The following is a 13,632-nucleotide window of genomic DNA, read 5'->3' as shown; positions in this document are numbered from 1 at the left end:
GAGAAACGATGAGTAAACTGCTAAAAGCCGGGCTGATTACAGCCACGATGCTTGCATCGATCAACGGTGCCTTCGCAAAGGATACGCTGGTGGTCGGCGAAGTGCTGGAACCGCCGGGCCTTGACCCGACGGCAAATGCTGCTGCCGGTATCCGGCAAGTTACTTATGCTAATCTCTATGAAGGTCTTGTTCGTATTGTCGAAGACGGTACAGTGAAGCCACAGCTGGCCGAGAGTTGGACTATTTCTGACGACAAGAAAACTTACACCTTCAAGCTGCGTCAGGGCGTGAAGTTCCACGATGGGACGCCATTCGATTGTTCCGTTGTAAAATTCTCCTATGAGCGTGCGGTGGCTCCAGATTCCACCAATGCGCAAAAGGGTCTGTTTGAACCCATCGCCAGCACCGAATGTCCAGATCCAGCGACTGCCGTTGTCACGCTGAAGCGGCCTTCCTCGAACTTCCTGTTCAATATGGGGTGGGGCGACGCGGTTATGATCGCTCCGAATTCGGCAGCTGATAACAAGACCAAGCCTGTCGGTACGGGTCCGTTCAAGTTCAAGCGCTGGGTGCAAGGCGATCGTGTAGAACTCGACCGCAATCCGGACTATTGGGATGAGCCCGCAAAGCTTTCGGCGGTTACTTTCCGCTTTGTGAGCGATCCTTCGGCAGCGGCGGCTGCAATCCTAGCCGGTGACATTGATGTCTTCCCGATGTTCCAGGCGCCGGAATTAATCAGTCGCTTCAAGAGCGATGATAAGTTGCAGGTCGAAGTCGGTGATACTGCAGGCAAAGTTCTGCTTTCGCTTAACAATGCCAAGGCTCCATTCGACAATGTGAAGGTGCGTCAGGCACTGGCCCATGCCATCGACAGCAAGGCGCTGATCGAAGGTGTTTATTCCGGTTTTGGTACGCCAATCGGCTCGCATTATGCACCGGTCGATCCGGGTTATGTCGATCTTTCGGAAACCTATCCGTATGACCCGGCAAAGGCGAAGCAACTGCTGGAAGAGGCGGGCGTTCCGGCTGGCACGTCGATCACCATCACGCTTCCACCCCCGGCCTATGCGCGTCGCGGTGGTGAAATCATTGCAGCGATGCTGGCGGAAGTTGGCATTCAGGCCAATCTCGTTCCAATCGAGTTCGCACAGTGGCTCGATCAGGTATTCAAGCGCTCCGATTTTGATGCCACAATCATTGCACATACCGAAGCGCGTGATCTCGATATTTATGCCCGCGACAAATATTACTTCAATTACAACAACCCGGAATATAAAGCGCTTTACAAAGCCTATGCCGAGGCTGGCAGTGACGAGGAACAGCTCGAACTGGTGAAGAAGCTTCAGGAAAAGCTTGCTGCAGACGAGCCGAATATTTTCCTCTATGCGCTGCCAAAAATCGGTGTCTGGAATAAGAACGTCAAAGGTTTGTGGAAGAACATGCCGATCCCGGCTGATGATCTGACACAGGCTTACTGGGCCGAATAATACCATCAGCGCCCCGGCGTTTTTCGGCGGGGCGGTTTTACGCGAAAAGTCGTGCAGTGATAACAACCAAGGGGCTGCGGCACGGCAAGAAATAGAATGTGGAGTGAATGGCGCGAAGCGCTCATTCCTGCATTTTTATGACGCACAGTCTTGTCCGGAAAGTCTCGGGCAACTTCTCGAGATTGTGCTTAGGAGGTCGCTTTGCTGGCTTATATTTCCGGGCGAATAGTTTCGCTCTTGCTTACGACGCTTGCGGCCTCCGTCATCGTCTTCCTTTTGATGCAAGTGCTGCCGGGTGACCCTGCCGCAGTTATCCTAGGCATCAATGCTCAGCCTGAAACGCTGGCAGCGCTTCACAAACAGCTCGGCCTCGATCAGCCGCTTTGGTGGCGGTATCTTTCGTGGATTGGCGGCTTTCTGAAGGGGGACTTCGGCACCAGTTACACCTATTCCGTTCCGATCAGTGAATTGATCGGACCACGCATTATGGTCACGCTGCCGCTGGCGCTGCTATCGATGGTTCTATCGGTCGCGATCGCTATTCCCGTGGGCGTTTATGCGGCCTCCAAACGCGGCAAAACTGGTGACGTACTTTCCATGGGGGTGGCGCAGGTGGGTGTTGCTATCCCAAATTTCTGGCTCGGCCTGCTCTTGATCCTGTTGTTCGCTTTGCAGCTAGGCTGGTTTCCAGCTTCTGGCTTTGCTGGCTGGGAAGGTGGATTCTGGAATGGTATCCGCTCGCTGTTTCTGCCCGCGCTGGCTCTTGCCCTGCCGCTTGCTGCTATTCTCGCTCGAGTGACGCGTTCCGCCGTCATCGAAACGCTGGGTGAGGATTTCGTACGGACCGCGCGCGCAAAAGGTCTTACCCGCAACGCTGCACTTTGGCGCCATGCGGTGCCAAATGCGCTGATCCCGGTTGTCACTATTATTGGCCTGCAATTCTCATTTTTGTTGGCTGGAACCATCATCATCGAAAATGTCTTCAATCTTCCCGGCCTGGGAAGGCTAGTATTTCAGGCAATCGCTCAGCGCGATCTGATAACGGTGCAGTCGCTGGTGACGCTGCTTGCGGCTTCCGTGATTACGGTCAATTTCATTGTCGATCTTGTCTATGGTTTCATTGATCCGCGCCTTTCGACAGGAGGCAGCCGATGAGTGAGGTTCCGACAATTGCAAAGCCAAGCCGCTTTCGGACGCTGTTTTTAAGCCGCAGCCTTGTGATCGGCTCGCTAATTACCGCTATCCTGGTGGCTATGGCTCTCGTCTCCTATTTCTGGACGCCTTATTCACCGACCGCCATGAACTTCCGCGACAAACTGCAGGGGCCGAGCTTCAGTCATTTGTTCGGAACGGATAATTTCGGTCGTGATGTGTTTTCCATGATTATGGTCGGTGCGCGCAATTCCATTGCCGTGTCGATTATTGCAGTGCTTGTTGGCGCGGGTATAGGTATCCCTCTCGGTGCCTTTGCTGCAGCGCGCGGTGGATTGGTCGATGGCTTTGTCATGCGTATGACTGATCTGGCCTTTGCATTTCCGGCGCTGCTGACCGCAGTCATTATCACCGCTATTTTTGGCCCTGGTGCGGTCAATGCCATGATTGCAATCGGTATTTTCAATATTCCGGTCTTCGCCCGTGTCACACGCGGTGCGTCGCTTGGGCTTTGGAAGCGCGAATATGTGCAGGCAGCGCGTTGCGCAGGGCGTGGGGATATCTCGATCACGCTGCTGCATGTTCTGCCCAACATCAATCATGTTTTGATCGTTCAGGCGACGATCCAGTTTGCACTCGCCATCGTGGCGGAAGCAGGCCTTTCCTATGTGGGGCTGGGCACACAGCCGCCAATGCCGAGCTGGGGCAAGATGCTCAACGATGCACAGACCTTTATCTATGATGCACCATGGCTGGCGATCTTCCCCGGTCTTGCCATTACACTCGCAGTCCTTGGCCTCAACATGCTGGGTGACGGTCTGCGCGACATACTTGATCCGCGCGTAAGGAGGCAGAGATGATGAAAGCTTTGCCAAAAACACCTCTTCTTGAAATGGACAATATGTCTGTCGAGCTGCCATTTGGCACGTGCACTGCAGATATCGTGTCTGGCATTAAGTTAACCCTCAACCGTGGTGAACGTCTGGGCGTTGTGGGTGAATCTGGCAGTGGCAAGTCGATTACAGCACTTGCTGCCATGGGCTTGCTGCCTGACCGGATGCGCGTGCGCGGAACCTTGCGTTTTGATGGGCAGGATCTGGCAAACAGGCCAGAAGCCGAACTTTGCAAAATGCGCGGTCGTCGCATGGCTATGATCTTTCAGGAGCCAATGACGGCGCTCAATCCGGTTAAAAACATTGGTGCCCAAATTGCCGAAGGCCGTCGTCTGCATCTTGGCGAAAGCCGCGCTGATGCCGAACGCAAAGCGCGTGAGTTGCTGGATCGCGTGGGACTGCCTGCACCGCGCTTTAATCTCGATCTGTATCCTCACCAGCTTTCCGGCGGGCAACGCCAGCGCGTGATGATCGCCATGGCGATTGCCTGCGAGCCTGATCTGCTGATTGCAGATGAACCTACCACGGCGCTTGATGTCACTGTTCAGGCACAGATTCTTGACCTCATGGATGAGCTGATCGACGAAACAGCAACAGCGTTGATGCTAATTACCCATGATCTCGGCGTTGTTTCGGAAATGACCGATCGTATCGCAGTGATGTATGCCGGGCGGATCGTGGAAACGGGGCGAACCGAAGCCGTGTTCAATCGTATGGCGCATCCTTATGCGCGGGGACTGTTTCAGGCTTCTCCACATGGCGCTAATCTTGTTCGCGATCATACGAAGCCGCGTCAGCGCCTCGCTGCTATTCCCGGTGTTGTGCCGGATCCGCTCGCGCGCCCGTCATATTGCAGCTTTGCTGAGCGTTGCGCATTCGTTGAAGGCGATTGTCGAAAACTCATTCCGCCGCTCGATCTAATCGGTGAAAGCGAAGGCATCGCCCATCGCGCTGCCTGTCTGCATCCGCGCGATGGCGAGGTGCTGGCATGAGCAAGATGATTTTGCAGGTTCGTGATGTCGTCCGCGAATATCAGCTACCGCGTCCATCATTCCTTTCAAAGCCGGGATCATTGCGCGTTCTCCACGGTGTCAATGTCGAGATCGAAGCAGGGCAAAGCCTTGGTATCGTGGGCGAAAGCGGTTCGGGCAAATCAACACTTGCGCGTGCTGTGATGGGGCTGGAACGGCCACAATCTGGCCAAATCCTTGTCAATGGCCAGGATATCTACGCGCTTAGCCGTTCAGGCCTGCGTGAAGCGCGTAAAGGTTTTCAGGCGATCTTTCAGGATCCTTATGGTTCGCTCGATCCGCGCCACACGGTCAAGCGGATCATTTCGGAGCCGATTGTTTCTCTGGAGCGCGGAACAAACAGCAAAGAACGGGATGAGCGCGTGACAGAAGTCCTGGAAGCTGTCGGTCTCCCAAAAGCGTCTGCAGAAAAATATCCGCATGAGTTTTCCGGGGGGCAACGCCAGCGTATCGCTATAGCTCGCGCCCTGATTACCAAACCAGCGCTCATCGTTGCTGACGAACCCGTTTCAGCTCTTGATGTCTCAATTCAGGCGCAAGTTCTCAATCTGATGATGGATCTGCAGGAAAAGTTCGGCCTTTCCTATCTTTTCATTAGTCATGATCTCGGTGTCGTGCGCTCAATTACCGATCGTGTAGCGGTGATTTATCACGGCAATATCGTCGAACAGGGAGAAACCAACGCGGTCTTCGATAATCCGCAACATGAATATACGCTCGCATTGGTTGATGCTGTGCCGAAGCCATTTTCGGGACGGCGCAAACGTGCCCGCAAGCTCAATTCTACAATCAAATTACGAGAATGAAATAAGGGAACGCCATGTCTTCACTTGCCGATTTGTCAGCTGTCGATCTTGTTTCTGCCTATAAGGCGAAATCGCTTTCGCCGGTCGAAGTTACGGAAGCTGTAATTGAGCGCATCGAGGCCTATGAGCCGAAACTCAATGCGCTTTGGGCTTATGATCCGGAAAACGCGAGAGCATCTGCGAAGGCATCGGAAGAACGTTGGGCAAAGGGTGAGCCTGCTGGCCCCATTGACGGTGTGCCGCTGACGATCAAGGAAAATATTGCCACGCAAGGTACTGCTGTTCCGCTCGGCTGTGCAGCACTGCCTCTCAATCCTGCAGCCGTCGATGCGCCGCCCGCAGCCCGCACCCGCGAGGCTGGTGGCGTGCTTTTGGCTAAAACAACCATGCCTGATCTCGGTATGTTGTCCTCCGGGCTTTCGAGCTTCCATATGCTGGCACGCAACCCGTGGGACTTGGACAACAATCCGGGCGGTTCAAGTGCTGGTGCAGGCAGCGCTGGTGCTGCTGGTTACGGGCCACTGCATATCGGTACCGATATTGGTGGCTCCATCCGCCTGCCTGCTGGCTGGTGCGGTCTGGTTGGTCTGAAGCCCTCTTTCGGGCGTATTCCAATCGATCCGGCGTTTCTTGGTCGCGTTGCCGGTCCGATGACGCGTACGGTTGCAGACAGCGCGCTTTATATGTCGGTGCTTTCGCGTCCTGATCGCCGTGACGCAATGAGCCTGCCATATCAGGATATCGACTGGATGAGCCTCGATATCAATGTAAGAGGTCTCAAAATCGGCCTTTGGCTCGATGCGGGTTTTGGCGAGCCGACGGGCGATGAAACACGCGCGGCTGTGGAAGCGGCAGCGAAGCTGTTCGCGGAAGCGGGCGCAATTATTGAGCCGGTTGCTCCATTCCTCAATCGCGCCATGATCGATGGGCTTGATCGCTTTTGGCGCGCACGCTCCTGGGCCGACGTCTCTAAGATGACGCCGGAAAACCGTGCGAAAATCTTGCCTTATATCTATCAATGGACTGAAACCGCTGAAGGTTTGACTGGCGAGGAAGTCTATTCCGGCTTTTCCCAAATAGATGCGATGCGCCATGCAGCCCTTGCGGCGTCGAAGGATTTCGATTTCATCATTTCCCCGACTGCTCCAATGCCGACCTATCCGGCGGAATGGGCTTCTCCGGTCAATGATCCGCAGCGTCCATTCGAGCACATCGCGTTTACCGTTGCGATGAATATGTCGGAACAGCCTGCAATCTCGCTCAATTGTGGCTATACGTTCAACGGGCTGCCTATTGGCTTGCAGATTTTTGGCCAACGCTTTGATGATCTGGGCGTGCTGCGTCTCGCCCAAGCATATGAAGATATGCGACCAACGCAGCGCCCTTGGCCAGTTCTCTAGATTTCGCCTCTGGCTGACTGAAAATGGCGTCGTTCTGCGCTTTCGGTGCTCACGAACCTTAAGTACATTCCGCTCCGGTTCTCGAACGCTACCATTTTCGGCTACCGATAGACAAAATCACACGCGTCTCAAATGAAAGGCCGCTTAATGCGGCCTTTTCTTTATTTTGATCTGAATGGCGCTCGCTCTTTATAGCGATCGACGGCAGTGAGTTTCTGAATCAGCGGCTCCGCATCACGCCAAGGATAAATCTCTGTGCGCAGATATTCGAGTTCGGCTTCAAGTTCATCTTCGTCGATTTCCGTCCACCAGGATTTCGGGCGCCCTTCGCTGCCATCAGACCAGCGGTAGCGGCGTTCTTTCAGCTTGTCCTTCATTTCAAAAGGGCTGTTTTCTGCATAAATGCGCAGGCGCGATTTCTGGCTGGCCTTCAGCAATTCTGCAAATGGTGTCGTCTTGCCGGATTGTTCCTTCAGCACGGCGAGCAACGCCTGACAGTCGTCTTCTGCACGATGGCCATTATGGAAATAGCCGCTCTGGCCGATCAGATAACCAAGCTTGGTGCCTTCAAAGCCGCGTGCCGTCCAGTCAATCTCCTTGACCGAACAAGCCCAGGGCTTGTTTCCAAAGACTGGTGAAAAACGTTCCAGAAAGGGTCGATCAAAACCTGCATTATGCGCAATGATGAGATCCGCATTACCTATCAGCGCTTCAAGCTTCGCACGCGGAATGATCTGCCCGGCGACCATCTCATCGGTAATGCCGGTGATACGCGTAATATCGGCTGGAATTGGCTTTGAAGGTTCTTGCAAAGCGCCAAAAGTTGCACAAACATCACCGATTGAGCCATCATCCGCATAGCGGAAAGCCACAGCACCAATCTCGATGATTTCTTCCTGCGCAGCACTCAATCCCGTCGTTTCGGTGTCAACCACAACCCCGAGCCGAGGAAACGCAACCGTGTCCGCATCGGGTACTGTCGGCGATGGGTCAAGCCGCTGCAAGATACGATAGCGCCCGCTGTCTTTCAGGCGTTGAACCATTTCCGCTTCGTCAGGGCCGGTCGCCTTTGCGAGTTTGGTGCGGGCAGGGCGCAGTTCTGCCTGCTTAAAGTCGCCTTCGGCAGAAGGGACAAAGAGGTCGAACTGGTGGCGCATATGTTTTCTCCGCATTGGGGCTGTGCCTAGCGATAAAATGGCATTTCGCAGCTTGCTGACCAAGCCCTCAATAAATTTAGTAACAGGTAATGTTGGTGTTTCAGCTTGCTGCTCTCGTATTTAAGTAATTTTTTGAAATCGATATTTGGGGATAAGTTGTTCCTTCGAAATTCTTTACACGGTAACATTTGCTGGGAATGCATTGATTGTATTTATTTATCAGAAAATAATTATATTATAACGTAGTAAATGAAAATAATATTTAAATTTCTATATCGAATTTATTCTTGATTTGAATCCTTTATTGTCGTTTGAAAGAAAAGCAATTTGATGTTCCATAAAATTTTTAATTAAACGGTATCATAGCTCGTGAAATTTTTACCGCCACTCCTGATTATATTGTTTGCGACGACAATGTCTGGTGTTTGGATGCTAGACACCAGACGCAGGCATATATTGTTCTTCGGGCTTGGTTTCGCAACCTTTGCTGCTGGTTTGTTGCTGCAGGTCTTACAGCTCTTACCGAGTTTGAATGCGGCAGTATTTACAGCAACAGCGCTTTATCTCTTGGCTGGTCTTTTCTTCTGTGAAGCCGTCATGCTTCGGCTGGACAAGCAGTTTTCACCTTTTGCGGGCGCATCGATTAGCGTGCTAACACTGGCGGTAATAGGTTATCTGGCTCAATTGGGGGCGGATTATAAATATATGGCCGTTGCATCCAATTTGGGGCTTGGCGCAATGATTGCCACGCTTTGTCTTCAGTCGCGGGGGCTAATGCAAGGCAAATGGATCGAGCGCACATTGCATGGTTTTGTCACGATCCTTGCCGCGCATTTCTTCCTTAGAAGCATTCTTACCGTCAGAATGCTTAGTGGAATTAGCACGACAGAACAGCTGATAAGTTCCCAATATTGGACACTGGTTACAATCTCGGTCTCTTTCATAGGCGTGTTGCTGGGTCTGGCTATTTTGGTAGTTGCAACTGCGGATGTGATTAACGAACTGCAAGCCGAGCGGGATTCAGACCCTCTCACCGGGGCTCTTAATCGTCGAGGTCTGGAGCGAGCTGCGAAGCGAAGCCTTATGGCCGCTGAGAAGCACAGGCTTGCCGTTATCATTGCTGATATTGATCATTTCAAAGCGATCAATGATGAATTTGGTCATTCCATCGGTGACCAAGTGCTTGTTGAATTTTCATCGCTCCTGCGTTCGGCATCGGAAAAAGGAGCCATTGTCGGTCGTGTTGGAGGTGAGGAATTTGTTTTGATTGTGAAGGGTGGTGCCGAGCAATGCGTGATATTCGCCAATCGCCTGTGCAGCCACGTCGCTCGTTATGGTTTTTCGATGCTGCCGAACGGACGAAGCGTAACCAGCAGTTTTGGTCTTGCGATCATAAGGGATCACGAAACGGTCTGGGATGCCGCAGCGCGCGCAGATCTTGCTCTTCTAAGGGTAAAACGGCGCGGTCGTAATCGTGTTGCGGCGGAAGGTGTCGAGTTCAAATCTGCAGGCGATTTCGACTATCTGCTCACGGCATAGTGAGCCTTTCAGCTGCCACAGCCATACTTTCTTTTCTGAAGACGGGTGATCGTAAAGAATTTAGTTACCATAATTCTTCATGCTTAGTGCGACTTTCAAGTTAGCACTTTCGCCATGTTTGCTTCGCTTTTCTGCCGAACTTTCATGCAAAGCGACAGCGAGAAAACCAGTTATTATTCAGGACGAGTAGTATGGCGTTCGTCACAGACACGTATGATTTTGCATTGCCACGCGGAATTAATATTCCCAACCCTTTTGTCTTTAAAGGAATTTTACGTGTCGCAGCTCTGCTGGGCGCAGGTCTTCTGGCCGGAAGTTGCCTGTTGACGACCCTGAGCACTGTGGAAGCTGTTCTGCCTGCTTTTGTGCCTTTGGCACCCGCAATGCGACGTCTTCCCGCCGCAACCCCACATCAATTGGCTGTTGTCGATCAAAAAATCGGCATGGGGCATGTCATCCGCCAACGGTTTATTCAAGCCTATACCGCTGATGCGCCATATTCCAATCTTGATTGGCGGCGCAACAAGGTTGCTGAAGATGCTCCCATCATTGCCGATGTGGGCCCGGAAGCCGTTATTGAAGATGAGCCTGTGGCAATGGCTGCCGTAATTGAGCCGCGTGCGGAGCGCGTTGCACCCCCTGCGCCCGCTCAGGATGTGGTGTCGTCAGCAGTTGTCGCCTCAGCGACAAGTGCTGCGCAAACTGCAGCTCAAGACTTTAGCACGAGCGCAATAGCAGCTTTGCCATCCGGTGACACTATCCCTGTTCCGATGGTGGCACCCGATGCTCAGATCGCGCATGCGCCCATTGAAGATGATACAGATAGCTTTCTGCCTGATGATGTGCCGTTTCCCGGCCAGAAGCCTGTAATCGACAGGCCAACTGTTACGAAGCCACAAAAGCAGGAAAAGACGCAACTCGCTTATGCGCCTCCAAATGGGCAAACAGAGAACATTCAGCGAGGCCTTTTTGGGCGACTGTTTGGTCAGGCCGCACACAACAAGACAGCAATCTATGATATCTCTGCTGCTACGGTTTATCTGCCAAGTGGCGAAAAACTGGAAGCGCATTCGGGCATGGGCCACATGCGCGACAATCCGCGTTATGTTGACCAGAAGATGCGCGGCGCTACACCACCGAGCACTTATAAGCTTCAGATGCGTGAAAGCTTATTCCACGGGGTCGAAGCAGTGCGTCTGCTCCCAGCCGATGGTCGCAATCCGTACAACCGCGACGGGCTGTTGGCGCACACATACATGCTGCGCCGGGCAGGGGATTCAAACGGTTGTGTGGTGTTTAAGGATTATGCCCGCTTCCTGCGTGCATTCAAACGCGGTGAAGTAAACAGGATGATCGTCGTGACGAGCATGTCGTCATCATCAAAGCCGGCACGTGTTGCATCGATTTTTTGATCTCGCCTAGAGAGACCAAAGCTGAATTATAGCATTCCCAGCAAAAGTGCGAAGCGCCCCCGCAGGGAAATCAGCTCGCTGGAGTGATTTCTTCTTCTGATGTGATGCGTCGGATAGTGCGTAAAAGCAAACAGTTATAGTGGTTCCAACGATTCATTTTTAACCGGAGCCGCTTTGAGATCAGCTCTGGCTTAAAGCACGTCGCGGAAAAGTGGATGTCGGTTTTCCGATAACGACAAGCGTAAAAATGTGCGACACGCTCTAGTGGATTGAATTTGACGTTTGAACCCCGGCTGACACTTATGCTGTTTCAAACGTCAAATTCGAAAAATCCACTAGATATCTACATCAAGCGCCAATACTTTTATAAAGCGGTGTAGTGATGTCGAGGATCAATTCAAGAGCACGCTCCCTAGCCTGCTTGTCTTCAGGCAGCTCAAATTCTGCAAGCTCGATAGCGGCGATTTGCGACCCAGGAATTGCGGCCAGTGCATCGCGCAATTGTGGCGCAAGCAATCCGGATTCGATTGCATAGGCGGCTGGAATTAAGCCCGGTTCCATCACGTCCCAATCGATATGCACCCAGACAGGGCCGGTGCCGATGGCTGCCAGCAGCGTTTTTGCATTGGCAGCTTCTGGCTTGATAATCGTAACGCCCTGGCGTTCGAGCGTTTCCATTTCTTCTGGGTCAATGTCGCGGGCGCCGAAAATGACGACATTTTCAGGGGCGACATTGCCGCCATGTCCGCTATCCCAAAGGCCGCAGATACCAGCTAGCGCCATGCCGCCCATATAACCTGAGCCTGTTGTGTCGGGCGTGTTGAAATCGCCATGGGCATCGACCCAAAGAACGGTCAGTCCATCAATCAGGCTGGCTGCTTGCGGAATGGTTGCAAGGCTTGCCGAGCAGGTATTAGTAGCCAAAAGCGGTCGCCGACCCGCCTTCAGTTCATCAGCAACCGCAGCAGCAAGGCCTTTGAGTGTGTCATGAGCCTGCGGCAATGCTTCACTCCAGTCATCAGAAACAGCAGCTTCAGGCGTGCCCACGGTTTTGACGGAAAGGTGGTAGCGCGCTGCCAAAGCATTCGCGACCGCTAAAGCGCCGGGAATGGCGCCGGATGTGCGATCTGCTACTCGGCCTTGAGAGGTGATGATGCTGGATTTCATGCGAGTCGTCCTTGATACTTACAAGTGAGCAAGCCTGCTTTTAGCGAAGAGGAGGAACTGAAGCTATCTCTTTGTTTTCCTGCAATTTAACGCCTGGAGTCATAGACAAACCACGGAGCAGGATATGCCGTTCTCCTGTTACTCAGGATGATTGACCCAAGGTTTGTGCTGATCACGAAAATGCGTCCTCGTAATCAAAGACAAGTTGATATAAGCCTACGCGACACCACACCCAACTTCAGCTAAGCATTTCGAGCGAAAGCGTGAACTGCCGTTTACGTCCCGGAATGCGAAACAACCAAAGTCAGAGCGATTAAGACAACTCAATCTTTGCCAGAGCCTTTTTGGTGATATTGGTGAAACTGATCCTACAGCTTGCAGTTAGAAACAGGAACCGATGATGTTCAACGGTTTTCGGCTTTTTGTGCCCATATTGGCGGGTGCCAATCTTCGAGATCGCCTTATCGGCAGTCTGGGCGCATTAATCGGTATATGCCTGACAGGGCTGATAACCGGACTCGTAATGGGCAGGAGCATCGAGCTTCCGCTGATCGTTGCACCGATTGGCGCGTCGGCCGTGCTGATATTTGCTGTCCCTGCAAGCCCCTTGGCGCAACCATGGTCGATCATCGGTGGCAACGTGATCTCTGCTCTTGTTGGGATAACGGTCGCGCGCTTCGTCGGCAATCCGTTGATTGCCATTGGTCTCGGCGTTGCTCTTGCTATTGCAGCCATGTCGGTTTCGCGTTGCCTGCACCCGCCCGGCGGTGCGGCAGCCCTGACAGCTATTATTGGCGGATCAAGCGTTACCGATATCGGTTATCACTTTGCTTTTATACCGGTCGGTTTGAATTCCGTATTGCTGGTTGCTCTTGGCATTGCTTTCCATAAATTGGCTGGGCGAAAATACCCGCATGTGCCAGCGGCAGCGCCTGCCAATATACATAAGACCAGTGACCTTCCTGCTCCGTTGCGGGTCGGCTTTACGTCTGACGACATCGCCACGGCGTTGAAAGAAGTGGATGAGACTTTTGATATCGATCCGGGGGATCTTGATCGATTGCTTAGGCAGGTGGAGCTACAGGCACTCATTCGCACGCACGGGATAGTGGTTGCGAAAGATATCATGTCGCGCGATGTTATCAGCATTAAAGAACATGATAGCCCGGATGAGGCACGGCACTTGCTGCTGGAGCACAATATCCGCACTCTGCCCGTCATTGGTGAACAAGGAACGCTGCTCGGCACTGTCGGGCTTCGGGAGCTGAACAACTTGGCTGCCGAGGTCGGCGAGCTGATGATTGAAGCGATAACGGCACAAAAGGACGAGCCGGTCGTAAAGCTGGTGCCGTTGCTGACAGATGGCCGTTCCCATGCTGTCATCGTCACCGATCAGGATAATGTTGTCCAGGGACTTATTTCACAGACGGATTTGCTGAGCGCATTGGCCCGTTCGTTGCGGTTCCAGGAGCCGGAGCAGCCGAAGAAGCGTAAGTCGCGTCTACATCTTTTACGCGGTGCTGGAATTTAACCTACAAGCTTAGCCAGCTCCCATTGGAGCTGGTTTTTTTAATGTGACTACGCCGCT

Annotated in this window: 11 protein-coding genes; 9 read left to right on the top strand and 2 right to left on the bottom strand. The window is 52.8% G+C overall.

Features of this window, described 5'->3' with window-relative positions:
- Positions 1 to 8 precede the first annotated feature (8 nt).
- The 6 genes from QSJ70_RS11575 (at position 9) to QSJ70_RS11550 (ending at position 6,769) form a co-directional block, all read left to right on the top strand.
- The gene (locus QSJ70_RS11575; RefSeq protein ID WP_285536547.1) at positions 9 to 1,487 is read left to right on the top strand and encodes an ABC transporter substrate-binding protein; all 1,479 of its coding nucleotides are present in this window, start codon (positions 9 to 11) and stop codon (positions 1,485 to 1,487) included.
- Between the two features lie 201 nt (positions 1,488 to 1,688).
- Positions 1,689 to 2,642 carry an ABC transporter permease gene (locus tag QSJ70_RS11570; protein WP_285536546.1) on the top strand — a complete coding sequence of 318 codons (954 nt, stop codon included), beginning with the start codon at positions 1,689 to 1,691 and terminating at the stop codon, positions 2,640 to 2,642.
- The gene (locus QSJ70_RS11565) at positions 2,639 to 3,499 is read left to right on the top strand and encodes an ABC transporter permease (RefSeq protein WP_285536544.1); all 861 of its coding nucleotides are present in this window, start codon (positions 2,639 to 2,641) and stop codon (positions 3,497 to 3,499) included. Before QSJ70_RS11570 ends, QSJ70_RS11565 begins: the two co-directional genes overlap by 4 nt.
- A complete protein-coding gene (locus tag QSJ70_RS11560) occupies positions 3,496 to 4,524 on the top strand; it encodes an ABC transporter ATP-binding protein (RefSeq protein ID WP_285536542.1) in 1,029 nt (342 codons plus the stop codon). Before QSJ70_RS11565 ends, QSJ70_RS11560 begins: the two co-directional genes overlap by 4 nt.
- Positions 4,521 to 5,369 (top strand): ATP-binding cassette domain-containing protein, encoded by an 849-nt coding sequence (locus QSJ70_RS11555; protein WP_285536540.1) that lies wholly within the window; start codon positions 4,521 to 4,523, stop codon positions 5,367 to 5,369. Before QSJ70_RS11560 ends, QSJ70_RS11555 begins: the two co-directional genes overlap by 4 nt.
- 14 nt (positions 5,370 to 5,383) lie before the next feature.
- Positions 5,384 to 6,769 carry an amidase gene (locus tag QSJ70_RS11550; RefSeq protein WP_285536538.1) on the top strand — a complete coding sequence of 462 codons (1,386 nt, stop codon included), beginning with the start codon at positions 5,384 to 5,386 and terminating at the stop codon, positions 6,767 to 6,769.
- Between the two features lie 161 nt (positions 6,770 to 6,930).
- On the opposite strand, the gene QSJ70_RS11545 is transcribed toward QSJ70_RS11550, so the two are convergent.
- Entirely contained in the window at positions 6,931 to 7,926 is a 996-nt protein-coding gene (locus tag QSJ70_RS11545; RefSeq protein WP_285536537.1) for a 3'-5' exonuclease, read from the bottom strand.
- Positions 7,927 to 8,295: 369 nt separating this feature from the next.
- Between QSJ70_RS11545 and QSJ70_RS11540 the strand changes: the two genes are divergently transcribed.
- Both QSJ70_RS11540 and QSJ70_RS11535 read left to right on the top strand, forming a co-directional pair.
- Positions 8,296 to 9,465 carry a GGDEF domain-containing protein gene (locus QSJ70_RS11540; RefSeq protein ID WP_285536535.1) on the top strand — a complete coding sequence of 390 codons (1,170 nt, stop codon included), beginning with the start codon at positions 8,296 to 8,298 and terminating at the stop codon, positions 9,463 to 9,465.
- Between the two features lie 191 nt (positions 9,466 to 9,656).
- Positions 9,657 to 10,877 carry a DUF2778 domain-containing protein gene (locus QSJ70_RS11535; RefSeq protein ID WP_285536533.1) on the top strand — a complete coding sequence of 407 codons (1,221 nt, stop codon included), beginning with the start codon at positions 9,657 to 9,659 and terminating at the stop codon, positions 10,875 to 10,877.
- A 348-nt stretch (positions 10,878 to 11,225) separates the two neighbouring features.
- Here the strand turns inward: QSJ70_RS11535 and QSJ70_RS11530 are convergent, their stop codons facing one another.
- A complete protein-coding gene (locus tag QSJ70_RS11530; RefSeq protein WP_285536531.1) occupies positions 11,226 to 12,044 on the bottom strand; it encodes an arginase family protein in 819 nt (272 codons plus the stop codon).
- A 397-nt stretch (positions 12,045 to 12,441) separates the two neighbouring features.
- Between QSJ70_RS11530 and QSJ70_RS11525 the strand changes: the two genes are divergently transcribed.
- On the top strand, positions 12,442 to 13,575 hold the full coding sequence (locus QSJ70_RS11525; RefSeq protein ID WP_215778729.1) for an HPP family protein: 1,134 nt from the start codon (positions 12,442 to 12,444) through the stop codon (positions 13,573 to 13,575).
- Positions 13,576 to 13,632: the final 57 nt, after the last annotated feature.

Origin of the sequence: Brucella sp. NBRC 12950 (assembly GCF_030268145.1) — a bacterium.
Taxonomy (GTDB): domain Bacteria; phylum Pseudomonadota; class Alphaproteobacteria; order Rhizobiales; family Rhizobiaceae; genus Brucella.
Note: the sequence above shows the minus strand (reverse complement) of the source record. Positions and strands in the feature narration are given on the sequence as shown.